This window comes from Curtobacterium sp. MCBD17_028, assembly GCF_003234875.1.
Taxonomy (GTDB): Bacteria; Actinomycetota; Actinomycetes; order Actinomycetales; family Microbacteriaceae; genus Curtobacterium.
The window spans coordinates 453,574-477,322 of record NZ_QKTQ01000001.1 but is presented as its reverse complement, the minus strand read 5'-3'; the positions used below and the strand labels follow the sequence as shown (position 1 = coordinate 477,322).

21 protein-coding genes are annotated in these 23,749 nt (G+C 71.9%); 9 read left to right on the top strand and 12 right to left on the bottom strand.

Annotated elements, in window-relative coordinates; translation table 11 throughout:
* The first annotated feature begins 43 nt into the window (after positions 1 to 43).
* Positions 44 to 604 carry a cysteine hydrolase family protein gene (locus DEI86_RS02165; RefSeq protein ID WP_111012711.1) on the top strand — a complete coding sequence of 187 codons (561 nt, stop codon included), beginning with the start codon at positions 44 to 46 and terminating at the stop codon, positions 602 to 604.
* Between the two features lie 30 nt (positions 605 to 634).
* Here the strand turns inward: DEI86_RS02165 and DEI86_RS02160 are convergent, their stop codons facing one another.
* From DEI86_RS02160 to DEI86_RS02150, 3 genes are all read right to left on the bottom strand, one after another.
* Positions 635 to 1,096, bottom strand: a complete 462-nt coding sequence (locus DEI86_RS02160) for a GNAT family N-acetyltransferase (protein ID WP_181439675.1) — start codon at positions 1,094 to 1,096, stop codon at positions 635 to 637.
* A 205-nt stretch (positions 1,097 to 1,301) separates the two neighbouring features.
* Positions 1,302 to 4,850 carry a DEAD/DEAH box helicase gene (locus DEI86_RS02155; protein ID WP_181439674.1) on the bottom strand — a complete coding sequence of 1,183 codons (3,549 nt, stop codon included), beginning with the start codon at positions 4,848 to 4,850 and terminating at the stop codon, positions 1,302 to 1,304.
* A 32-nt stretch (positions 4,851 to 4,882) separates the two neighbouring features.
* Complete coding sequence (locus tag DEI86_RS02150; protein ID WP_258376437.1) at positions 4,883 to 5,497, bottom strand: TetR/AcrR family transcriptional regulator; 615 nt, start codon at positions 5,495 to 5,497, stop codon at positions 4,883 to 4,885.
* 174 nt (positions 5,498 to 5,671) lie between these two features.
* Between DEI86_RS02150 and DEI86_RS02145 the strand changes: the two genes are divergently transcribed.
* Positions 5,672 to 6,697, top strand: coding sequence for an aldo/keto reductase (locus DEI86_RS02145; RefSeq protein WP_111048687.1), 1,026 nt, complete (start codon positions 5,672 to 5,674; stop codon positions 6,695 to 6,697).
* Between the two features lie 110 nt (positions 6,698 to 6,807).
* Here the strand turns inward: DEI86_RS02145 and DEI86_RS02140 are convergent, their stop codons facing one another.
* The 7 genes from DEI86_RS02140 to DEI86_RS02110 all read right to left on the bottom strand — a co-directional run bounded on the left by DEI86_RS02140 (position 6,808) and on the right by DEI86_RS02110 (position 15,127).
* Positions 6,808 to 7,710 carry a hypothetical protein gene (locus DEI86_RS02140; RefSeq protein WP_111048686.1) on the bottom strand — a complete coding sequence of 301 codons (903 nt, stop codon included), beginning with the start codon at positions 7,708 to 7,710 and terminating at the stop codon, positions 6,808 to 6,810.
* Positions 7,707 to 8,420 carry an RNA polymerase sigma factor gene (locus DEI86_RS16430; protein WP_181439673.1) on the bottom strand — a complete coding sequence of 238 codons (714 nt, stop codon included), beginning with the start codon at positions 8,418 to 8,420 and terminating at the stop codon, positions 7,707 to 7,709. Before DEI86_RS16430 ends, DEI86_RS02140 begins: the two co-directional genes overlap by 4 nt.
* 187 nt (positions 8,421 to 8,607) lie before the next feature.
* The gene (locus DEI86_RS02130) at positions 8,608 to 10,224 is read right to left on the bottom strand and encodes a hypothetical protein (RefSeq protein WP_111048685.1); all 1,617 of its coding nucleotides are present in this window, start codon (positions 10,222 to 10,224) and stop codon (positions 8,608 to 8,610) included.
* Between the two features lie 140 nt (positions 10,225 to 10,364).
* Positions 10,365 to 11,384, bottom strand: coding sequence for a PHP domain-containing protein (locus DEI86_RS02125; protein WP_111048743.1), 1,020 nt, complete (start codon positions 11,382 to 11,384; stop codon positions 10,365 to 10,367).
* A 198-nt stretch (positions 11,385 to 11,582) separates the two neighbouring features.
* Positions 11,583 to 12,863 carry a D-tagatose-bisphosphate aldolase, class II, non-catalytic subunit gene (locus DEI86_RS02120; RefSeq protein ID WP_111048684.1) on the bottom strand — a complete coding sequence of 427 codons (1,281 nt, stop codon included), beginning with the start codon at positions 12,861 to 12,863 and terminating at the stop codon, positions 11,583 to 11,585.
* Positions 12,864 to 12,987: 124 nt separating this feature from the next.
* Positions 12,988 to 14,286, bottom strand: coding sequence for an alpha-glucosidase/alpha-galactosidase (locus tag DEI86_RS02115; protein WP_111048683.1), 1,299 nt, complete (start codon positions 14,284 to 14,286; stop codon positions 12,988 to 12,990).
* Positions 14,287 to 14,368: 82 nt separating this feature from the next.
* The gene (locus tag DEI86_RS02110) at positions 14,369 to 15,127 is read right to left on the bottom strand and encodes a DeoR/GlpR family DNA-binding transcription regulator (protein WP_111012703.1); all 759 of its coding nucleotides are present in this window, start codon (positions 15,125 to 15,127) and stop codon (positions 14,369 to 14,371) included.
* Between the two features lie 212 nt (positions 15,128 to 15,339).
* Here DEI86_RS02110 and DEI86_RS02105 point away from each other — a divergent pair, with 212 nt between their 5' ends.
* The 7 genes from DEI86_RS02105 to DEI86_RS02075 all read left to right on the top strand — a co-directional run bounded on the left by DEI86_RS02105 (position 15,340) and on the right by DEI86_RS02075 (position 23,070).
* Entirely contained in the window at positions 15,340 to 16,671 is a 1,332-nt protein-coding gene (locus DEI86_RS02105; protein WP_111012702.1) for an extracellular solute-binding protein, read from the top strand.
* 122 nt (positions 16,672 to 16,793) lie between these two features.
* Positions 16,794 to 17,654 carry a carbohydrate ABC transporter permease gene (locus tag DEI86_RS02100; protein ID WP_111012701.1) on the top strand — a complete coding sequence of 287 codons (861 nt, stop codon included), beginning with the start codon at positions 16,794 to 16,796 and terminating at the stop codon, positions 17,652 to 17,654.
* Entirely contained in the window at positions 17,654 to 18,487 is an 834-nt protein-coding gene (locus DEI86_RS02095) for a carbohydrate ABC transporter permease (RefSeq protein WP_111012700.1), read from the top strand. Before DEI86_RS02100 ends, DEI86_RS02095 begins: the two co-directional genes overlap by 1 nt.
* Positions 18,484 to 19,833, top strand: coding sequence for a hypothetical protein (locus DEI86_RS02090; protein WP_111048682.1), 1,350 nt, complete (start codon positions 18,484 to 18,486; stop codon positions 19,831 to 19,833). The genes DEI86_RS02095 and DEI86_RS02090 overlap by 4 nt, the downstream gene beginning before the upstream one ends.
* A gap of 139 nt (positions 19,834 to 19,972) precedes the next feature.
* Positions 19,973 to 21,136, top strand: coding sequence for an SIS domain-containing protein (locus DEI86_RS02085; protein WP_111048681.1), 1,164 nt, complete (start codon positions 19,973 to 19,975; stop codon positions 21,134 to 21,136).
* Position 21,137: 1 nt separating this feature from the next.
* Positions 21,138 to 22,115, top strand: coding sequence for an N-acetylglucosamine kinase (locus DEI86_RS02080; RefSeq protein WP_111048680.1), 978 nt, complete (start codon positions 21,138 to 21,140; stop codon positions 22,113 to 22,115).
* Positions 22,116 to 22,167: 52 nt separating this feature from the next.
* Complete coding sequence (locus DEI86_RS02075; RefSeq protein ID WP_181434674.1) at positions 22,168 to 23,070, top strand: ROK family protein; 903 nt, start codon at positions 22,168 to 22,170, stop codon at positions 23,068 to 23,070.
* 128 nt (positions 23,071 to 23,198) lie between these two features.
* On the opposite strand, the gene DEI86_RS16425 is transcribed toward DEI86_RS02075, so the two are convergent.
* On the bottom strand, positions 23,199 to 23,345 hold the full coding sequence (locus DEI86_RS16425; RefSeq protein WP_181439672.1) for a hypothetical protein: 147 nt from the start codon (positions 23,343 to 23,345) through the stop codon (positions 23,199 to 23,201).
* Positions 23,346 to 23,489: 144 nt separating this feature from the next.
* On the bottom strand, positions 23,490 to 23,744 hold the full coding sequence (locus tag DEI86_RS02070) for a hypothetical protein (protein ID WP_111008555.1): 255 nt from the start codon (positions 23,742 to 23,744) through the stop codon (positions 23,490 to 23,492).
* Positions 23,745 to 23,749: the final 5 nt, after the last annotated feature.

Sequence of the window (23,749 nt, the reverse complement as noted above, 5' to 3'; positions counted from 1 at the left end):
CAGTCAGGACTGTCGAATTCCACACGACCACCGGAGGCTCGCCATGTCCACACCCGTCCTGCTCGTCATGGACTTCCAGACCAGCATCGTCGACCGGCTCGGGTCGCCCGAGGTCCTGGCGGCCGCCACGCGCGCGGTCGACGCGGCCCGCACGAGCGGCGTGCCCGTGGTGTTCGTCCGCGTCGCCTTCCGCGCGGGGTTCCCCGAGATCGCTGCGTCGAACAAGAGCTTCGGCGCGATGCGGCAGCGGGGCGACGCCGCCGGCTTCGACGAGCGCTCGACCGCGATCCACGCCGCGTTCGCGGTCCGCCCCGACGAGGTCGTCGTGACGAAGCGCCGGGTCAGTGCCTTCGCCGGCAGCGACCTCGACGTCGTGCTCCGCGCTGCCGGGGCGACCGAGCTCGTCCTCGCGGGCATCGCCACGAGCGGGGTCGTGCTGTCGACCCTCCGGCAGGCCGCGGACCTCGACTACGGGATCACGGTCCTCGCCGACGCATGTGCGGACGCCGATCCCGAGGTCCACCGGGTCCTGACCGAGAAGGTCTACCCCCGACAGGCCGACGTCACGACCGTGGACGCTTGGGTGGCGAACCTCCGCGGATGACGCTGCCGGGCCTCCCGGCCGTCCCCCGGATCAGACCAGGATCTTCGAGACGCAGACCACGTCCGCCACGAGGGTGTGCGCACCGAACGGGGCGATCGGCACGTACCCGCGGCGCAGCAGCGTGTCCGTGATGTCCGCGTCGCCCGGGGTGCCGGCGTGCACGAGGGCGGGGGAGCCGAGTTCGCCCGCGACCTGTTCGAGGCGGCTGAGCAGCGCGCTGCCGACACCGGCGCCCCGGGCGTCCTCGCGGATGAAGAACGACTGGATCTCGAGCACGCCATCGGCGACCTCGCTGAGGGCCCCGTAGCCGAGCGGCTCACCCATGCCGTTGCGGACCGTCAGGTTCGCCGCGACCGACGCCGGGGGCAGCGTCCGTGCCATGCGCGGGGGGAGTCCGGCGCTGAGGAGTGCGACGGCCCGCAGGCGAACGGCGTCCTCGCCGCTGTACGGCTCGTGGTCGATCGTGATCTCGGATGGTGCTGTGGTGCTCATGAGCGTCATTGGTTCCTCGGTTCGGGTTGCACAGGGTGACCGCTCGGTCGCCCCACTGCACGTCCGGAGTCGCCACGTCCAGGGCCGGGCGGGAACTCGGATTCGCTAGTCTGTCTAGCAAATCAGGTCACACCGGGGGCACGCTGTGAGTCCTGTCCCCGGTGACCACCCAGTTCGGGGTGTGGTGGATCCGGACGGAACTGTCCTACTCCAGGAGCCCCCGCACGTCCTCAGCCGTCAGCGCTCCCGAGAACGTGTCGTCCTCGTCGATGACCGCGTCGAACAGTTCCCCCTTGCGGGTCGCGAGGGCCAGGACCTTGTCCTCGATGGTGTCCTGCGCGATGAGGCGGTGCACGCTCACGGGGACCCGCTGCCCGATGCGGTGCGCGCGGTCGATCGCCTGGGCCTCCGCCGCGGGGTTCCACCAGGGATCGAGCACGAACACCGTGTCGGCCTCGGTCAGGTTGAGGCCGAACCCGCCCGCCTTGAGGCTGATCAGGAACGCCGGCGCACTGCCCTGCTTGAACCGGTCGATCACCGCTGCGCGACCGGTCGTCGACCCGTCGAGGTACTCGTACGCCACGCCGCGCGCGTCGAGCCCGGACGCGACGAGCCGGAGGAACGAGGTGAACTGACTGAACACGAGGGCACGGCGCCCCTCGGCCTCGAGCTCCGCGAGGTCGTCGAGCAGCAGGTCGAGCTTCGCCGACGGCACGGCCGAGTCCGGGTCGATGAGCGCCGGCGAGAGGGCGAGCATCCGCAGGAGCGTCAGCGAGCGGAACACGATCATCCGGTGCCGGTCCATGTCGTCGAGCAGGTCGAGCACCTTGAGCCGCTCGCGCTGCAGGGTCCGGTCGTAGAGGGCGCGGTGCTCCGGGTCGAGGTCGACGTGCAGCACCTGCTCGACCTTCTCGGGCAGGTCCGCCGCCACGGACTCCTTGGTGCGCCGGAGCATGAGCGGCCGGATCCGCCGCCGCAGTCGACCCATCACATCGGCCCGCTGCTCCGGTGTCAGGTCCGGGGACGCCACCGGCTTGACCACGTCATCGGTGAACCGCGTCACGCTCGACAGCAGACCCGGCGCGACGACCGAGAAGATCGACCACAGGTCCATGAGCCCGTTCTCGAGCGGCGTCCCGGTGATCGCGAGCTTGAACGGCGCGGGGAGGTCCGCCGCGAGCCGGTTCGCCTGCGACGTCCGGTTCTTGACGAACTGCGCCTCGTCGAGGACCAGCCCGGCCCACTCCTGCTGTCGGTACGCCGCCGCGTCGAGCCGGAACAGCGCGTACGAGGTCACGACGACGTCCGCCTCGGCCGCGGCGTCCCGGAGCATCCGCCGTCGCTTCGCGGTCGTCGCCGTCACGCCGCGCACCACGAGCGACGGGGTGAACCGCGCCGCCTCGGTGACCCAGTTGCCGACGACGCTCGTCGGCGCGACCACGAGGAACGGGCGACGGTCGGGAGCCGCGGCTGACGGGCCTCCCGACCGGTCCGGTGCGGCGTCCCCCGAGCCGGCCCGCGCCCGTTCGCGCTCCCGGACGCCCGCCACGAACGCGAGCGTCTGCAGCGTCTTGCCGAGCCCCATGTCGTCCGCCAGGACCCCGCCGAGCCCGTGCTCGTACAGGAACGTCAGCCACGCCAGGCCCTCGCGTTGGTAGGGGCGGAGCTCGGAGTGCACGGACTCCGGCACGGACACGGCCGCGATCACCGGGTCGTCGTCGGTGGCGTCCTGGAACCGCAGGAGGCCCTCGACGGTCTCGCGCCACCGGGCGTCCTGCACCGTCTCGTCGGCGAGCTGGTCGAACTCCGACCACAGTGCGGCCTGGTACGGGCTGATGCGGTAGCGACCGGGCTCCCACTCGTCGAGCTCGGTCGCCTCGTCGATGAGGCGCTTCAGCTCGTCGAACACCGGGTTCTGCAGTGACATGTACGTGTTGTCGATGAGCTTGAGCTTCCGCTCCCGCTTGGCGAGCGCCTCGAGCAGGGGCGTGAACGGGATCGTGCGACCCTCGACGGTCACGAGGAACCCGAGGTCGAACCAGTCGCGGTGCGGGCTCGGCATCGTGGTCAGGGTCAGCTTCGGCTGGTCGGTGACTTCCCGGTAGTCCGGGCGCTCGCCCACGATGCGGACGCGCAGGTCGTCACGGGCCTGGAGTGTCGGCAGGGCCGTCGTCGTGAACTCGATGGCGTCGGAGCCGTCGAGCACCTGGTCGCCGTCGTCGGAGTCCCCGTCGTCGGCGTCGCTTCCGTCGACGTCGACGTCGCGGTGGCGGTCACGGACCGGGTCGACGCCGGTCCGGCTCGGCCACCGCAGGCCGGGCGGCCCGTCGACCTCCGACAGGTCCGGAACCGGTCCGTGCGCTGCGGGGAGGTCCCGTCGGCCGTCGACGTGCCAACGCCAGCTGAGCAGCACGCGGTCCTCGGGCTCGAACGTCACGGTCAGGACGAACTCCGGCGGCGTGCGGTCCGGGAGCTCGAGCGAACCGTCGGCGCTCACGAGGTCCACGCTGCCGCGCAGGCGGGGCGAGACGTCGTGCAGGAACTCGTCGACGTCCGCGGGCGGGACGGTGATGCGGTCCCCGGTCGTCAGGAGACGGCGCTGGTCCTCGCGCAGGGGCGTCGGTGTCGGTGCGAGGGTGACGTGCAGCGACGGGGAGCGGCGGAAGGCGTAGACGCCGTGGGTACCGATCGCGCCCGCGGCCCCCGGCGGGATCGGACGGCCGTCGACCAGGGCGAGCGCGCCGAGCTGCACGCCGTCCGACGTGCGGGACGCATCGAGGACGACCCGGGCCTCCCGGCCGACGACGACGGCACGGGCGTCGGTGTCGGCGCTGGGGTCGGGCGCCGTCCCAGTGCCGGTGCCGGTGCCGGCACTGGCGCTCCGGCCGCGCCCGCGTGCGGCGGCCTTCGCGCCCGCTGCGACGAGCGCGATGCCGAGCCGCTCGGCCTCGTGCAGGAGCGGCCACAGCAGCGGACTCGCGAACTCGTCGAGGAACAGCCAGTCGCTCTCGCCCGGCGCGTACGCCGCGTGCGCGGAGCGGTGCAGCGCGGCGAACTGCAGGAACCAGGCGTGCTGGTCGGGGTCCGCGCCGAGGCGGTTGCGGGAGTAGGGGAGCGACCCCCAGGTGAGTTGCCCGCGGACCCAGTTGCCCGCGGCGCTGCGCGTGACCGGGCGGACGCCGAGGCGGACACGGCTGCCCGTCGACCCGGCGGCGTCGCGACCCGCCGCCGCGCGGGCGAGTCGCTGCGGGACGAGGTCGCGGAGCTCGAACTGGAGGCCCATCGCGGTCGTCCGTGCGCTCGCCGGCCCGGGGTCGCCGGCGAGCGACCCGAGCGCCGTCCGCCAGTGCTCGGGCGGCGCGGCCACGGCGTCGTCGACCGCCGTCGCGGCGAGGCCCGTCGGCTCCACGAGTCCGGTGAGTCCGGCCGCGCCGGTCAGCCCGGGGTCGCGCCGGACCGCGGCGGCCGTGACCTCGAGGAGCGCCGCCGCGACGTGCTTGCAATCGCCACCGATGGGGCACGTGCAGGTGTTCCGGCCGGGTCGGCTGAACGGACCGCGGGTGGGCGTGAGGTGCACGCTCACCTGGTACGGCTCGGGGCCGGAGCCCTGCACGAGGGCGGCGAGCGTCTCGTCCGCGTCGTCCCAGCGGGTCCCGAGCACGCCGCCGGCACGCACGAGGTCCTTCGCGCGCCCGAACGGACGCGGGCCGACGAGTCGGATGACGTCGACCGCGTCGACGAGCGGGGCGGGCATGTCCCCCATCGTCGCAGGAGCGTCCGACGTCGTCAGTCGCCCGGCTCCGCCCGCAGTCCCGCGAGCAGCAGCCGCACCATGCGTTCGGCACGGCCGGACCGCTCGGTCCCGGGAGGCCCACCCGCGTGACAGAGGTCCGCGACCGCTCCGAGGAACTCGGCGGCGTCGACCTCGTGCACGACGTCCCCGGACGCGGTCGCCGCGGTGAGCAGCCGATCGAGCGTCGGTGCGAGTCGCGTCGAGAAGTACTCGGCGAGCGGTTCGTACGCCGGGTCGCCCGAGTGGAGTGCCGCAGCGAGCCCGCGCTTCGTGGCGACGAACTGGGTGTAGCGCATGATCCAGCGGTCGAGTGCCTCGCCCGGCGGCGAGGTGGCCTCGATCTCGTCCGCGGCCGCCACGCACGCGTCCATCTCCCGCCGGAACACCGCCGAGATGAGGTCCGAGCGGAGCGGGAAGTGCCGGTACAGGGTGCCGACCCCGACGCCCGCGCGTTCAGCGATCGACCGCACCGGCGCGTCCACACCGGCGTCCGCGAACACCGCCTTCGCGGCTTCGAGGAGGGCATCGACGTTCTGCCGCGCGTCGGAGCGCATCCGTCGGCCGGCCGGGGCGATCGACGCCTCGGTGTCGCTCGTGGGCGCGGACATGATGGGGCTCCTCTTGCGGCGGAACAAAGTTCCGCATAAGGTGACGGAATCAAGCGGAACAACGTTCCGGATATCCGATCGCATCGAGCGGTTGTTCCGGAAGGTCGTTCCGATTCATCGATCATACGACCCGCCTCGGCTGACAGGGCGGCGCGGGTCCGGAAGTGGAGCATCATGCAGTACCGCACTCTCGGCCGCACCGGCATCAAGGTCACCCCGTACGCGCTCGGCGCGATGATGCTCGGGAGTCTCGGCAATCCGGACCGGAAGGAGGGCGTCCGGATCATCCACCGGGCCCTCGACGCCGGCATCAACCTCGTCGACACCGCCGACCGCTACGGCGACTCCGAGGAGGTCGTCGGCGAAGCGCTGAAGGGCCGCCGCGACGACGTCGTCCTCGCCACGAAGTTCTGGGGTCCCGTGGACGACGACGTCAACCACCGGGGCGCGTCGCGGCGCTGGATCACCCAGGCGGTCGAGCGATCGCTCCGCCGCCTGCAGACCGACCACATCGACCTGTACCAGCTCCACCGCCCGGACCCCGACACCGACATCGACGAGACGCTGTCGGCGCTCACCGACCTCGTGCGGCAGGGCAAGGTCCGCGCGATCGGGTCGTCCTCGATGCGCGGCTCCGAGATCGTCGAGGCGCAGTGGACGTCCGAGCGCCGCGGGTTCGAGCGGTTCCGCACCGAACAGCCGAACTACTCGATCCTCGACCGTGAGATCGAGCGCGAGATCCTCCCCGTCGCCGAGCGCTACGGCATGGGGACCCTGGTCTACAGCCCGCTCGCCGGTGGCACCCTGACCGGGCGCTACCGGGCGGGTCAGGACAACGACGTGTTCCGCTCGTCGGTCTCCGGGATGCGGCACTTCCGCGACGAACGCCGCCTCGCCACCGTCGAGCAGCTCATCACGCTGGCCCAGGAGGTCGGTGTCCCACTCACCCACCTCGCGATGTCCTTCGTGATCGCCCACCCCGGGGTGACCTCCGCCATCGCCGGACCCCGGACCATGGAGCAGCTCGAGGACACGCTCGCCGGGATCGACGTCGCGCTGTCGGACGAGGTGCTCGACCGGATCGACGCGATCGTCCCGCCCGGCGAGAGCGTCGGGGTGATGGACATGGTCTACCGCGGCCCGGAGGTCGGCGACCCGGCGCTGCGCCGACGCCCGGCCGCGGAGCGCTCCGCCGCCTGACCGTCCCGTTCTTCCGCGAGATCGCAGTCGTTGCCGGTATCTGCGGCTCCAGAGCGGCAACGACTGCGATCTCGACGAAGGGGGGGTGACCGGGCCGGTGGGAACGCTGGTCAGCGCAGCGCGGAGAGGGCGTCCGTCGACGCCGAGTGCGTGGCGCCGTCGCTCGTCGTCCAGGTCACGGTCAGGTCCCCGAGGTCCCCGGTGTCCCGGTCCACCGGCGGCCACCACGCGGTCCACAGGCCGTCCCCGACGGTCGTCGTGATCGTCCGGCCCGAGGCGGTGTGGAGCACGACACCCGTGACGTCCGGCCCGACCTGCCCGTACGCGCGGCTGATCGCCTGGCCGCCCGATCCGTTCATCTCGGTGCTCTGGACGTTGACCGTCCCGGCGGCGAGCACCGGCAGCGGGGTCGAGCGGTCGTCGATGAGCTCCCACGACACGACATGTCCGGAGCCGACAAGGCACCAGCGCCGCGCGCCGTCGCCCGCGCTCGACACCACCATGGTCAGGACCGAGCCGCGGCGGTCGACGTCCGACACCGAGATCCGTCCGGCCGTCGAGGTCGCGTCGGTGCCCACCGACGTCGTGCACTGCTGTGCGATCGCCTCGATCGACGAGGACGTCGCTGACGGGTGCGAGGGGACCGCCGTCCACGAGGCGATCTCGGCCGTCGACAGGCTCGTCGCGTGTCCCGGCAGCTGGTGGTAGAGGTCGCGGGCGATCGGCAGGCCGACCACGGCGCCGCCGAGGAGCAGCGCGCCGCCCGCCACGGTGGCACCGGTCGCCCAGGCGGCCCGTGTGACCGGCCCGCGTCCGATCCGCGTCGCCGGCATCGGCCGGGAGGCCCGGGACGAGCCCGTCGCGCGGCCCACCCCCGGTTCGGGGTCGAGTCGGACGATGGCGGCGAGGAGGCGTTCCGCGCGGTCGATCTCGGGTGGGGTCAGGTCGGCGCGGGGCTCGGGGTCAAGGCCGCCGAGCTCGTGGTCGAGTCGTGGTGCGTGCGGTCGTGTCATCGTCGTGCCTTCCGGTCGAGGCGGAGTGCGGTCATCGCGGTGGGGGAGTCCGGGTGGTCGGGGCCCGGATCCGCGTCGGGGGTGGGCCAGCTGGCGAGCGGGTGCGGGGCCTCCCGGCCGGTGTCGGAGGTGGGCCAGGTGGCGGCGGGTTGCGGGGCCTCCCGGCCGGTGTCGTCGCAGGCGGTGGCGGCGGCCGGTGCCGTCGACGATCCGCGTCGCTCGCCCTCGTCGGAGGCGCGGAGCACCGCTGCCAGGCGTCGTCGGGCGCGACTGGCGCGCATCGAGTAGGCCGCACGGCTGATGCCGAGGACGGCGGCGGCTTGCGCTCCGGTCATGCCCTCCCAGACCTGCAGGGCCAGGGCCTCCTGGTCGAGCTCGTCGAGCGAGCGCCACGCGAGGGCGAGGTCGTGCCGACGTTCGAGCGTCGCGATCGGGTCATCGCTCGGAACCGCGACCGATGCCTCACCCTGCACCCGGACGGCGAGTCCGGTCCGACGTCCGGCGCTCCGGGCGGCGTTGAGCATGACGTTCCGCGCCGTTCGGTAGAGCCAGGGGAGCGGTGCGACGAGCATCTCGTCCTGCCGGCGCCACGCGGCGACGAAGGTCTCGGACACGACGTCGTCCACGGCCGCCGGATGCGCTCGTCGACGGACGAACCGCAGCACCGCGGGGTAGTGGAGCCGGTACAGCTCGGTGAATGTGGGGTCCACGGGACTCCTTCGGATCGGTGGTCACCCTGGATGTGTCCGGCACGCCCCAGTGTGCAACCGGATCCCCTTGTCCCCTTGTCCGCGGAATCGCACTCGTTGCCGTTCTGACCCGGGCCAGAGCGGCAACGACTGCGATCTCGGCGCTCAGATGGTCAGGGTGGCGGTCGGGCGGCCGGGAGGGACGGCGTCAGGACGCGAAGTCGAGGTCGAGCACGCCGTCGACTGCCTCCGACCGCGGCGGCACCTGCCCCGTGTCGAGCATCTCGTCGAGGTGGACCGACAGGTAGAGACGGACGATCGGGCGGCCGCTCGCGTCGTGGACGGGGACCCGACGGCGGAACCGGACGTACGGGTACCGCCGGTGCTCGAACGTGGCGACGACCACGTCGCGCGGCCAGGCCCCCTCGACGACGACCTCCACGTTGCGGTAGTCACTCGGCACGCGGTGCATCGCATCGTCCTCGGCGGTCCACATGACGGTGTCGGAGCTGAGCCCGGTGAACTGCGAGCGGACTGCCTCGACGTCGGCGACGATCTGTTCGTGGCTGCGCTCGGCGAGGTGCCAGCGTGTCCCCGCGACGCCGTCGAGCTCGATGCGATCCCGCCAGGGATGCACCGTCGCCTCGCGGTCGTCGAGATGGCGCTCCCACCGCTCGCCCCAGTCGGCACCCTCGTCGGACGGGTCGCCGTCCGACCGGTCGTCGTCCGACGGGTCGTCGTCCGACGCGTCGTCGGCGTCGTCCCACCGCTCGCCGTCGGCCGCGGACCGCCCCTCGACCGTGGGCAACGAGTCGGTCACGATCCGATCCGGGAGGCCCTGCCGCACGTCCACCTCGACGGTGCGCGGCTCGTACCGGATGTCCCAGGACCGGTGCGCCGGGACGTGGCGCGGACCTGCCGCGTGCACGCGGAGGCGCAGCACGTCACCGACCCGCTCGACCGCATCCACGAGGTGGTCGACGACGATCGTGCGCCGCGCGCCGTCCATGCCGACGTGCACGATCTCAGTGGGAGGCGTGGGGAGCGGTGTCGGGGCGGGTCCGAGCGGCCGTTCGTCCTCGTCGTCGCCCGGGAAGCGGATGTACCAGCCGGAGCCCGGGCCCTCGTCGTCGGCGTCGTTCCCCGTCGCAGCGGCGAACATGGCCGCCGTGGCGACCACACTCGGGCCCGCCGCCTCGGACTCGGCGGCGGCGTGGTCGCCCTCCGCGTGGTTCTCGGGGTGGTCCTCGTTCTCGTCCTCGTCCTCGTCCAGCCAGGTCCCGTCCTCCTCGGTCCAGCCGTCGGCGTCGCCCCACGCGCCCGCGTCCGGCCAGAACGCCTCGTCGTCCTGGTCGTCGGATGGCGGCGCTTCGAGCGGCAGGTCCTCGACGTCGGGGAACGAGGTTGCGTCGTCGGGCTGTTCGTCGTCCTCGGATCCGATCCAGAGCGAGGGACCCCGCGGGTCCACCGTCCAGAGCCCGGCCGCGTCGGCGCTGCTCGGCCGCCGGGGACCCAGATCGACCGAGGAGGTCCTGCCGTCGGCCCCGACGTGGACCGCGGTCCAGGTCGGGCCGGTACGCGTCCCGGCTCCGCTGTCAGGGATCTCGCCGTCCTCGGACTCCTCGTACACGACCCAGACTCCGTCCGGGGCGGCGATGACTTCCGTCGACGGTGCGTGCTCCGGGAGCGGCGCATCCGGCCAGGTTGCGAATCGAGTGTCGTCGTCGGTCACGAGTGCGGCGACCGGGCGATGCTCGTCGACCACGATCGTGATCGCGCCAATGACGACGGGGAGCAGGGGTTCGAGCGGATCGACGACGGTCACGCGCTCACAGTAGGGGGACCGGCGTCCATCTCGCGAGATCGCAGTCGTTGCCGTTCTGACCCAGGCGAGAGCGGCAACAAGTGCGATCTCGACGGTTTCGGCCGGCGGCCCGCCGAGCGGTTGCCGGCCCGCCGGCCCGGTCAGGCCTGCGGATGCGCCCAGGCCAGGAGGCGCTCCACCGGCCATGTCGTCACGATGCGGTCGGCCGACACCCCGTTCTGCGCCGCCCGCTCCGCCCCGAGCTGCAGGAAGTCGAGCTGTCCGGGCGCGTGTGCGTCGGTGTCGATGCTGAACAGGCAGCCCACCTCGAGCGCGAGCTGGATGAGGTCGTCCGGCGGGTCCTGTCGCTCGGGTCGGCTGTTGATCTCGAGCGCCACGTCGTGCTCCACGCACGCCTCGAACACCGCACGCGCGTCGAACGTCGACTGCGGGCGCTCGCCGCGGGACCCCTGCACGAGGCGGCCGGTGCAGTGCCCGAGGACGTTCGTGTGCGGATCACGGATGCCGCCGAGCATGCGCTCCGTCATCGTGCGGCGGTCAGCGCGGAGCTTCGAGTGCACGCTCGCGACGACGACGTCGAGCCGGTCGAGCATCGCCGGGGTCTGGTCGAGCGTGCCGTCCTCGAGGATGTCGACCTCGATCCCGCTGAGCACCCGGACGTCGGGGTGGTCCGCCCGGAGGTCGTCGAGCACGCCGAGCTGTTCGGTCAGGCGCTCGGCGGTCAGACCGTGCGCGACGGTCAGGGTGGGCGAGTGGTCGGTGAGCGCGATGTACTCGCGCCCCAGGGTCCGCGCCGCCTCGACCATGAGCGCGATGGGCGTGCCGCCGTCCGACCACTCACTGTGGCAGTGCAGGTCGCCGCGCAGGTCGGCCAGGAGGACCGCCCCGGCCTCGCTCGTCGTCTCGCGTTCCCGGTCGCGCAGGGCCTGCAGGTAGTCGGGCACGCGGCCCTCGAGCGCCTGGCCGATCACCTCGAGGCTGCGGGAACCGACCCCCTTGGTGCGGGCGAGTGCGCCGGAGCGGAGCCGGGCCTCCAGATCGTCGTCGGACCGACCGGCGATCGCGGCGGCCGCCGTGCGGAACGCCTGCACCTTGAACGACGGGGCGAGGTCCCGTTCGAGCCAGAAGGCGATCTCCTGCAGGGCGTCGACGGGATGCATGTCGTCCATCCTGCTCGTCCCTGCGTCCCTGCGTCCCGACGTCCCGGCGTCCCGGCGGCCCGGGCGTCCGGCGTCCCGGTGGCCGGGTGGCCGGCACCCGACCGTTCCGACGAGATCACAGTCGTCGTCGTTCCGACGCCGGTCAGAGCGGCAACGACTGCGATCTCGCGGAAGGGGGAGCGGGGGAGCGGCCGGCGGTCAGCCGACGCTGTGCCCGCAGGCCGCCGCGTAGTCGCGGAGGACCTCGCGCACGGCGTCGACCGCGAGGGCCTCGGGCTCCGGCGCCAGCACGCCCTGCCGCACCCGCGTGAACTGCTTCGGCAGGAACTGCCCGATCAGCGGCTCGGGGATCCCGGACGCGGTCAGGTTGGTGAACAACCGGTCGACGCGCTCCTCGACCTCGGGCGAGGCCCAGTAGTAGCGGATGCGGTCGCTGTAGCTGTACCGGCGGGCGATGCGCTGCTCCTCGGCGTCGCCCTCGTAGTAGTGCTCCCAGTACCCGGGATCGGCGACCATCCGCTCGTCCATGAACGCGACGAGGTCGGAGCGCTCGCCGGCGGGCACGAGTTCGTCCTCGATCGCGGCGAGGGCGAACAGGGCCTCGCGCAGGGCGAACGTCAGCCCCGGCCCGACCTTGAGCACGGCCCAGTGGTCTTCGACGAGCTCGGTCAGGTGGCCGCGGGTCTGGTAGTCGGTGCTGTGCGCCTCGAACACCATGTCGGGCTCGTCGTCGAGGACCCGCTGCAGCTGCTGCGTGGCCGTCCGGTCGTAGTCGATCACCTTGAGGTGGTCGAACTCGACGCCGGGCTGCACGACGAGTGCGACGACCCGCGGCCACACCGCGTCGAGGCCGCGGTCGCGCAGGGCGCCCCGGTGGGCGTCGAGGGTCTCGCGTGCGGCCGCGGGACTCGTCGGCTGGAGCGCGCCGAGTGTCTCGTGCGCGCCTCCCGGCACGGGCACCTCGGTGCCGATCACGTACACGGGCGGTTCGCCGTCGGTCGGCCGGGCGGCCTCGGCGATCGCGATGAGCCGGGCCGCGCGTTCGGCGACGACGGCGTCGGGCAGGGGCGTGGGGTCGCCGTCGAGCCGCATGCTGCAGTCGATGTGGAGTTTGGCGTACCCGGCGGCGGCGTACGCGGCGACGAGGTCGTCGGCCTTCGGCATCGCCTGATCCGGGGTCTCGCGCTGCCACCGGTTCGGCCCGAGGTGGTCCCCGCCGAGCACCAGGCGGTCGCGGGGGAAGGACTCCTCGTCGGCGAAGCCGAGCACCTGGTCGCGGAACTGCTCCGGCGTGAGCCCCGTGTACCCGCCGAACTGGTCGACCTGGTTCGAGGTCGCCTCGATGAGCAGGACGGAGCCGTCCTCGAGGGCCTGCCGCATCGACGCCCGCAGCACGAGGGGGTGCGCGGAGCAGACGGAGGTGATCCCGACGGTGTCGCCGCCGCGGTGCCGACGGACGATGGCTTCGACCTGGTTCATGTCGTGGGGTTCCTTCCAGCGCGGTGAGCGCGGTCCGTGGTCGACGACGGGACGTCGACCGGGAACGGGTGCATCGGGACCAGCATGGCGGTTCCCGACGCACCCGATGGTGGTGCGGCGGCGATCAGTGGAGACGCAGCGCCTGTGGGATCCGGTCGCCGTGCGCCTCGAGCAGCTCGTCGCACATCGCGTGGATGTCGTCCAGGCTCAGCGACGCGGCGGCGTTCGGGTCGAGCATCGCGGCGTGGTACACGTGGTCGCGGTCGCCCTCGAGGACGGCCTTGACCGTGAGTTCGACGACGTTGAGGAACGTCCGGTTGAGCGCGACGAGCTGCGCGGGCAGTGCGCCGACGGACTGCGGGTGCAGGCCGTCGGCGTCGACCGTCGCGGGGACCTCGATCGCGCACTCGTCGGGGAGGTTCGCGATCTTGCCGTTGTTCACGACGTTGACGTACAGGTCCGTCGGCTGACCGGTCACCTGCGCGCGGATGTACTCCGACGCCATCTCCGAGGTGGGCTCGAGCGTGAGTTCCCCGCCGCCCTCGAGGATGTGCTTCGTCTCGTCGAGCTCGTCGAGGTTCTCCTCGGAGCGGCGCAGGTACTCGCCGACCGGGATGCGGAACCGATCGATCGCGGCGTCGTCGTGCATGAGCCATGGCACGTACTCGGCCGAGTGCTCGCTCGACTCGGTGGGGAAGTACCCGAACCGGCGGAAGATCTCGACGCGCACGCGGCGCTGCAGCTCCGGGTCGGCCTCGACGACCTCGCGGAGGCGCGGGTACAGGTCCTCGCCGTCGCGGGTGAACCGGAGGACGAACGCCTGGTGGTTGAAGCCGGCGGTGACGTACTCGATCTCGTCCTGCGGAACGCCGACGAGCTCGGCGAGCTGGCGGTGGGTGTCGCGCACGGAGTGGCACAGGCCGACGACGCGCTGGAAGGGCGTGCTCGCCGCGACGGCCCACGGCAGCATCGCCATCGGGTTGCTGTAGTTGAGGAGCGTGGAGTCGGGCGCGACCTCGGCGAGGTCGTTCCCGATGCCCTGGAGCACGGGGATGGTACGGAGGCCGCGGAAGATGCCGCCGACGCCGATCGTGTCGCCGATCGTCTGACGCAGCCCGTACTTGGCGGGGATGTCGAAGTCGAGGCGGGTCGCCGCGTACCCGCCGACCTGGATCTCGTTGATGACGAAGTCGGCACCCTTGAGCGCGGCGCGTCGGTCGATGTCGGAGCTGATGCGCGCGCCGGCCCCGGCCAGGTCGGACACCCGGCCGGCGAGGGCCTCGGCGTACCCGAGGCGCTCGGCGTCGATGTCGTGGAGCGACAGCTCGAGCTGTCCCTGGAGCTCCGGGTAGGTGCACAGATCGGTGACGACGTTGCGGGTGAACTCGACGCTCCCGGCGCCGATGAAGGCTACTTTGACCACGAGCTCACCCTGGCATGCTGCGTGCTTTCTGCGCAATCAGCGCGCAGGAATGCATGGAGAACTGCGCGAAATGCTTGGTTCCTCAGGCGCGGACGACCCGGCAGCCCTGGCGCTCGATCGCCTCGACGGCGCTGTCCGGCGCCCGCGTGTCGGTGACGAGGACGTCGACGTCGGCCATCGAGCAGACGCTCGCCAGCGCCATGCGACCGATCTTGGTGGCGTCGGCGAGCACCACGGTGGCGCGGGACCGCCGGCTCATCATCGCGTTCACCCGGGCGCCGACCGGATCGTAGTTCGTGCACCCGGCCGTGGCGTCAACTCCGTCGACCCCGACGAACGACACGTCGATGTGGTAATCGGACAGGAACGCCTCGGCGCTCGGACCGACGGTTTCCTGGCTGCTCGACCGGACCTCCCCACCCGCCGCGAACACCCTGACTCCGCTGTGTTCGACGAGCCCCGTGGCGATGTTGAGCGCGTTCGTGACGACGGTCAGCCCCGTGCGGTTGCCGATCTGCTGCGCGAACTCCCACACCGTGGTGCCGCCGGTCAGGCCGATGACGCGCGCGCCCTCGAGGTAGGCGAGCGCGGCACGGGCGATGCGGTGCTTCTCCGCCGCGTCCTGCGAGGTCTTGTACCCGAGCGGCAGGTCGTTGAACGCGACGTGCCGGGTGGCCCCGCCTCGGGTCCGACTGACGAGCTGCTGCTGTTCGAGGAGCTCGAGGTCCCGCCGGACGGTGGCCTCGGACACGGCGAACCGTTCCGCGAGTTCGGGGACGTCCATCGAGGTGTTCTCGACGATCGCGGCGACGATCTGGTTGAGCCGTTGCTTTCGCTGCACACAGCAACTCTAGCCTTCGCGCAGTTCCTGGGGGAGTGTTCGCGCGTTTCGATCATGATTCCTGCAACTTTGTGTCCTGCTCGTTACGAGCGCCCGTGCTCAGTTGACGGAACTGCGCGAAAAGTGCAAGCGTTGCCGCCACGCCCGCGCAGGTTGCGCAGGTATCGGTCCTCGGCGCGACGACGCGCTGCGGTGGCAGAAGGGTCACGACAATGGCAATCAAGCGGAAGGGCCTCCGGGGCTCGGCGCTCGTCGCGGGAGCGCTCGGGCTCTCGCTCCTCGCGACCGGGTGTGCCGGGGGCGGGGCGAGCTCGGGGTCGGACCAGACCAAGGGCGCGACGATCACGGTCGCGTGGCTGAACCCCTCCCCGCCCAAGGCGGCGCTCGCGCAGTTCACGAAGCAGACGGGCATCCACGTCAAGTGGACCGTCGTCGACTGGGACAGCCTGCAGACGAAGATCGCGGCCGCAGCGACCTCGAACACGTACTTCGCCGACGTCACCGACGTCGACTGGTCCCGCGTCGGTCAGCTCGGCAAGCTCGGGTGGTTCCGCCCGATGTCCGACTACCTCGACGTGAAGTCGATGAAGTCGGACATGCCGCAGATGAGCTCGTTCACCTCGAACGGCACGGTCTACGGCATCCCGTTCGACTCGTCGTACATGGTCACGACCGTGAACCAGGACGAGTTCGCCAAGGCCGGCATCACGACCATGCCGACCACCATGGACGAGTACACCAAGGACCTCGAGCAGGTGAAGGCGAAGGGCGTCACGGACACCCCGCTCAACATCCCGTTCGCCGCGGCCGAGGGCCTGTCGACGTACTGGTACCAGACGACGGCCGCGTTCGGCGGGCAGGTCCTCGACAAGAGCGGCATGCCGCAGTTCACGTCGCCGAGCTCCGGCGGCTACAAGGCCGCCAAGTGGATGGTCCAGTCGATCAAGAACGGCCTGGTCCCGAACGGGAACATCAACGTCACGGATTCGCAGGGCATGCAGAACCTCATGGCGAAGGGCATCACCGCCTCGACCCTGTCGGACTACTCCGGCAACGTCGGCAGCCTGTACGACGTCCCGGCCTCGTCCACCGTCGTGCACCACGTGCAGTACATCCCGACGCCCGGTGTCAGCGGCACGGTCGCCAACCTCGGCAACCCGGACGGCATCGGGATCCCGAAGCAGGCGAAGTACCCGAAGGCCGCCGCGGAGTTCATCAAGTGGATCACCGCCTCCGGCAACCAGGCCGCGTTCGCCGGTGCCGACGGCGCGTCCAAGGTCATGCCGAACTACCCGACGCCGTCGCGGCTCAGCGCGATGAAGACCCTGACGACGTCGGGCAACCTCGCGCAGGGTGCCGAGCTCACGACGCTGCTGCAGGGTTCGAAGGCCGTGTTCCCGGCCGGTGCGCCGTCCTGGTACCCGCAGTTCTCCCGCGCCGTGAACACGAACCTGCACGCGGCAGCGGTCGGCTCGATGTCGGTCGACCAGGCGGTCGCCGCCATCGCGAAGAGCGCGAACTCGCTCGCGAAGGGCAACTCGTGACGGTCGGCACCAGCGCGCCGGCCACCACGCGGACCGGCCGGGCCGGTCGCGTGGGCAGGGCGGGCCGCGCCGCGAGCGGGCTGCCGGCGGGCCGACCGGGAGGCCCGGGGCGGCGGAAGCGCATGGACCTCCTGCCCTACGCGCTCGTCACGCCGCTCGCACTGTTCATCCTCGTCCTGGCGCTCGTGCCCGCGGGCATCACGCTCGTCGAGGCGTTCTTCAAAGCGCAGCCGCTGGATCCGCCGAACTCGTTCGTCGGCATCCAGAACTTCGTCCAGCTGTTCCGTGACGACACGATCGTGTCGAGCATGGTGAACACGGCCTACTACGTCGTGATCGGCGTGATCGTGTCGACGGTGCTCGGGATCGTCATGGCGGTGACGCTCCAGAAGCCGTTCATCGGCCGCTCGGTGCTCATCGCGATCCTGATCCTGCCGTGGGCGCTCCCTGGCGTCGTCGAGGGCATCGTCTGGTCGGGCATCTGGGACAGCAACACGGGGCTGCTCAACAGCGTCCTGTCGACCCTGCACGTCATCACCCACTACCAGGTGTTCCTCGGCCAGAACCGGTTCGTCACGATCCTCGTGATCGAGATCGTCCAGGTGTGGCAGATGACGCCGCTGTCGACCCTGCTCGTCCTGGCGGCGCTGCAGAACATCCCGGGCGAGCTCTACGAGGCGGCCTCGATCGACGGCGCCACCGGATGGAAGTCGTTCATGCAGGTGACGCTGCCGTTGGCCCGACCGGGCATCGCGATCGCCATGGTGCAGGCCGTCATCGCCACCCTCAACGTGTTCGACCAGCCGTACGTGTTGAACGGCGCCGCATCGACGGGCGCGTCCGTCACCGAGCAGACGTACTTCGTGAGCTTCCAGAACCTCGACTTCGGCGAGGGGTACGCGCTGTCGCTGCTCATCACCATCGTCACGGTCGTCGTCTCGCTCGCGGTCGTCCGCTTCGTCTACAAGCCCGTGGAGTTCTGATGCGTCGCAGATCCGTCGCCCGTCCCGTCGGCGTCGTCTTCATCGTCCTCTGGACGCTCGTGCCCCTGTACTGGGTGCTCAACACGAGCCTCCAGACCGACCAGCAGATCAGCGCGAAGCCGGCGAACTACATCCCGCCGACGCCGACGTTCGGCAACTACGCGACCCTGCTCGGCGGCAGCGGGGACATCGCCTCATCAGTCCGGCAGTCGACGCTCAACATCTTCATCGAGTGCGGCGGCGCGACGATCGTCACCGTCGTGCTCGCGACGATCGCGGCGTACGCGTTCGCCCGGATGACGTTCCGTGGTCGGAACGTGCTGTTCTCCGCGGTCCTCGCGACCATGGCCTTCCCCGCCTACGCCACGCTCATCCCGCTGTACCGGATGCTCAGCGCCGCCGGGCTCGTGAACACCTACACCGGCATCGTGCTCGTCTACGTGTCGGGCTTCCTGCCGCTCGCGACCTGGATCCTCTTCAACTACATGTCGAGCCTCCCGCTCGCCCTCGAGGAGGCCGGGTCGATGGACGGGGCCAGCCGACTCGGCGTGCTCTGGCACATCGTGCTCCCGCTCGCCCGGCCGGGCATCGTCTCGACGGCGATCATCACGTTCCTGTCCGCCTGGGCGCAGTTCCTGTTCCCCCTCGTGCTCTCGAGCGACATCTCGACCCAGCCGCTCACGGTCGTGATCGCCGCGTTGCAGGGCCGCCACACGGTGCCGTACTCGCTCATGAGCGCAGCCGGCGTCCTGGCGGTCGTCGTGCCCGCCGCGATCGCCGTCGTCCTCAACCGCTACATCGTCAGCGGCCTGCTCACCGGGAGCGTGAAGTGACGGACGCGTTCGTGCTCATCGGCGCCGGCAGCACGGTGTTCACGCCGGGGTTGCTCACCGACCTCGCGCGGAACGAGGCGTTCGACGACGTCACCGTCCGGCTCGTCGACCTCGTGCCCGAGGCCGCCGAGACGATGGCCGCGGTCGGACGACGCATCGCCGCCCAGTACGGCTCACACATGCGGGTCGAGGCTGTCGCGGACCGGCGGGAGGCCCTCCGCGGCGCCCGGTTCGTCACCACCACCATCGCGGTCGGGTCCGCGGACGGCTGGCGCCGGGACCTCGAGATCCCCGAGCGGCTCGGCATCCGGCAGACGGTCGGCGACAGCGTCGGCCCCGGCGGGGTGCTCCGCGCGCTGCGGCACGTGCCCGAGCTCGTCGCGATCGCGCGGGACGTCGCCGACGTCGCGCCCGAGGCGGTGCTCGTCAACTACAGCAACCCGCTCACCGCCAACGTGCGGGCCGTGACCCGCGAGACCCCGGTGCAGGCGGTCGGGCTCTGCCACGGCACCATGCACACGAAGGCGGCGCTCGTCCGGGCGCTGGGGGAGGACCCGGACCGGGTCTCCGCCACCTTCGCCGGGCTCAACCACCTGTGCTGGCTCCTCGACATCCGCACGCCGGAGCGCGACCTGTACCCGCGCCTCCGCGATCTGGTGGCCGACCAAGCGGGCGGGATCGACGCGGTTTCGGACTGGACCGAGGGGCCGCAGGCGCCGGTCTCCGCGGACCTGCTGCGGACCTTCGACCGTTACCCGGCGCCGGGAGACCGGCACGTCGCCGAGTTCTTCGGCGACTACCTGCGAGCCGGACCCGACGACGCGCTGCCGTGGGGCCTCCAGGCCGGTCTCGACGCGACCCGCGAGTACATCGGCGAGAAGTCGCGGTTGTGGGACGACCTGCGCGAGCTCGCCGACGGCGATCGGCCGGTCCCGCCGCCGACCGACCAGGAGGCGGAGCGCCTCGTCGCGATCGCCGCGGCGATCCGCACCGGCGGCAGCCACGTCGAGCTCGCCGTCAACCTGCCGAACCGGGGCCTCATCACGAACCTGCCGGCGACCGCGGTCGTCGAGGTGCCGGCGGCGATCGGTGCCGACGGCATCCGTGGGATCGGCGTCGGGGACCTCCCGGCCGGCATCGCGGCGGTGCTGTCCGCCCGAGCCGAGCAGCAGGAGATCACCGTCGACGCCGCGCTGTCCGGGTGCCGCGACCTCGCGCTGCAGGCACTCGTGCTCGACCCGCTCGTGCCCGACCGCGCCACGGCCGTCGCCGTGCTCGACGCGGCCGTCACGGCCGACCCGGAACACCTCGGCGGCTTCGCGCGGGCCGAACGAGCCGAGGCCTGACCACCGCGGACCGACCCCCGCCCCGCTCCTGCACCATCGTCGACGCGACCGGACGCCGACGCATCACCGACCGAACCACCACCATCGTCCGCCCACCCGCACGGGTGCGGCGGAGCACCATCGACGTCTGGAGACCGACATGACCGACACCCAACCGCACGCCACCGAGCACGCGGTCACGGCGGGCGCCGAAGCCACGTTCCGCGAGATCCGCCAGCAACCCGCGGTCTGGCGCGACGCAGCCGCGACCCTGACCGACCGGCGTGACGAGGTCGACGCGTTCCTCGGCCCCCTGCTCGCACTGCCCGACCTCCGCATCGTGTTCACCGGTGCGGGCACCTCCGCGTTCGCCGGTGGTGTCGTCGCCCCGACGATCGCTCGCGCCACCGGTCGCCGCGTCGAGAGCATCGCGACCACCGACCTCGTGTCGAACCCGCACCACTACCTCGCTGAGGACGTCCCCACGCTCCTCGTGTCGTTCGCGCGGTCCGGGAACAGCCCCGAGAGCGTCGCCGCCACGCAGCTCGCCGACCAGGTACTCGCCCACACCCACCACCTCGTCATCACCTGCAACGCCGACGGCGACCTCGCCCGGCAGCACGAGCAGCGCGACGACTCCCTCGTGCTCCACATGCCGGCCGCCTCGAACGACGCCGGGTTCGCGATGACGTCGAGCTTCACGTCGATGATGCTCAGCGCGCTGCTCGTGTTCCTCGGTGACGCCCCCGATCGCGTCACGTTGCTCGCGGACGCGGCGCAGACCGTGATCGACGACCGGTGGCCCGGCATCGCCGCGCTCGCCGAAGCGGGCGTCCGCCGCCTCGTCTACCTGGGCAGCGGGCCGCTCGCCGCCCTCGCGCAGGAGTCCGCGCTCAAGGTCCTCGAGCTCACCGCGGGGCGGGTCGTGAGCTACCACGATTCTTCGCTCGGCTTCCGGCACGGACCGAAGGCGGTGCTCGACGACGAGACGTTGGCGATCGTGTTCCCGTCGACCGACCCCTACACGCGCGGCTACGACCTCGACATCGTGCGGGAACTCCGCTCGGCGCTCGGGGCCGAGCGCGTCCTCACCGTCGGCGCGCTGCCCGGCGAGGACGTCGACGGCATCGCGCTGCCGGGCCTCGAGACGATCGACGACGGGTTCCTCGCGCTCGTCGACATCGTCGCGGCGCAGATCCTCGCGTTGTCGTTCGCGCTCCAGGTCGGCACGACGCCGGACAACCCGTTCCCCGGCGGCGGTGTGAACCGCGTCGTGCAGGGCGTGCGCATCCACCCGCTCGCTCCCGTCGCGGACGAGCGCTGACGTGGCCCACTGGCTCGGGGTCGACGGCGGCGGGACCAAGACCGCGTTCGTGCTGCTCGGCGACGACGGCGCGGAGCAGGGCGTCGTCGAGGGATCGAGCAGCTACCACCTCGAACACGGCATGGACCGCGTCGAGCAGGTGCTCGTCGAGGGCGTCGCCGCCGTCACCGCCCAGGCCGGCATCACGCCCGCCGACGTCGACCACGCGTTCTTCGCGCTCCCCGGGCACGGTGAGTCGAGCCACGACACCCCGCTGCTCGACCGGCTCCCCGCGGTCGCGCTCGGACACGACCGCTACCGGTGCGGCAACGACACCGTCGCCGGGTGGGCGGGGTCGCTCGGCGGTGAGGACGGCGTGAACATCGTCGCCGGCACGGGCAGCATCACGTACGGCGAGCGGCGTGGGCACGGCGTCCGCGTGGGCGGATGGGGCGAACTGTTCAGCGACGAGGGCTCGGCGTACTGGATCGGTCTGGAGGCCCTCACCGCGTTCAGCAGGATGAGTGACGGTCGGGCGCCGCGCACCCTCCTGCACGAGCGGATCCGCACGGTCGCCGAGGTCGAGGACGACCTCGACCTCGTCGACGTCGTGTTCCGTCAGTGGGGCCGAAGCCGCGGTCGCATCGCCGCACTCGCACCGACGGTCACGCGAGCGGCGGAGGACGGGGACGCGACCGCCACCGCGATCCTCGACCGAGCGGCGACCGAACTCGTCGAGCTCGTCGAGGCGACGGCGCGGCAGCTCGGCTTCGCCGCGGGGGAGTCCGTGCCCGTCTCGTGGTCGGGCGGGGTGTTCCATGCGGAGGCTGTCCGGTCACGGTTCGCGGCCCTCCTCGACGCGAGCGTGACGGCGTACGACCTCCGTGCGCCCCGGTTCTCGTCCCACGTCGGGGCAGCGCTCTACGCGGCCAAGACCGCCGGCCATCCGCTCGACCCCGCCGCGCTGGCGCGACTGGCCCCCGCGGGCATGCCATCCTGAGAGGCGTTCGAACGCAGCACGGCGCCCATCGCCGACGAAGGAGTCAAGACACGTGATCGCAGGCATCGAGACGGGCGGGACGAAGGTCATCTGCGGGGTGGTCTCCGAGGACGACCCCCAGCGGCTGCTCAGCACGACCCGGATCCCCACGACCACGCCCGACGAGACCACCACCGCGATCAACGCCTTCCTCGACGAGGCCGAGGCGTCGTCGTCCGAGCCGGTCACCGCGCTCGGGGTGGCGTCGTTCGGCCCCGTCAACGTCGACCCCGCCGAGGACCGCTGGGGCTGGGTCACCGGGACGCCCAAGCCGGGATGGGCGGACCAGGACCTGCTCGGACGGATCCCCCTGGCCTCCCGGGTCCCCACCGTGATCATGGCCGACGTGGGCAGCGCGGCCCTCGGCGAAGCGACCTGGGGCGCGGGGCGCGACGTCGACCGCGTCGGGTACGCGACGTTTGGGACCGGCGTGGGCGTCGGCCTCGCGCTCGGCGGCCGACTGCTGCACGGCAACGGCTACCCCGAGATGGGGCACGTCATCGTCCGCAAGCACCCGCAGGACGACTTCGTCGGCAGCTGCCCGTTCCACGGCGACTGCCTCGAGGGGCTCGCGTCCGGGCCGGCCGTGCTCGGCCGATGGGGACACGACGCCTCCTCGTTCACCGACCCCGAGGAGCAGGCCCTCGCCTACGAGATGCTCGGCTCCTACATCGCGCAGCTCGCCCTCACGGCGGCGATCACCGCCGGCGTGCAGCGCTTCGTCGTCGGCGGCGGGGTGCTCAAGTCCCCGGGGCTGTTCGATGCCGTGCGGGCGCAGCTGCCGATCCTGTCCGGTGGGCCCGGCGCGGGGCACGCCGCGTCGCTCGACGCACCGGACTTCCTGGCGCAGCCGGCGCTCGGGGACCACTCGGGCGTGCTCGGGGCCGTCGCGGCGGCGCTGACGCTCGAGCGCTGACCCGATCCCGGGTGACTGAGTGCCTGGACGACGACTGCGCGCCTGGACGACGACTGCGCCGTCGCGACGACAGCGCAGTCATCGTCCACGCGCGCCCTTCCGGAAGCCTCGCGCCCGCCCCAAGCGCGCTACGGCCGGTAGTCGCCCCGTCGTCGGTACAGTGCCGCGGCGGACTCGTCGGCGAACGGCTTCACGCCGTGCATCCCGCCGACCGTCTTCGCGGCGGTGCTGAGCAGCCACGCTGCCGTTCGTGCTGCGATGGTGATGATCCGCATGCTGACTGCTCCCTCGTGGTGATCGCGAGGCTAGCCCCTCCCGCGTGCTCCCGTCACGGTCCATCGCGGGCGTTGAGCCGCAGTACGGACGACGAGCCGCGCCGATGCGCGGCGCACTGTCCGGAACCCGGTTCGGTCGCGGCGTCAGCGCCGCCGGAGCGCCCGCACCGCTGCGACGACGAGGCAGACCACCGCCGCGAGGACGAGCAGGAGCGCCAGGGTCGCCAGCGCGTTGTCGACCTGGACCGCATCGACGAGGGGCGGGCGGCTGGTGTACCGGACGGCACCGCCCTCGCGCGACGCATGGACGCGCAGGACGAGGACCGCGGTGCCCGCGAGGACCAGGAGCACCGCCGCCGCCGCGAGGAGACGGGCCAGCGGGCGTCGACGTCGGGACACCCGAC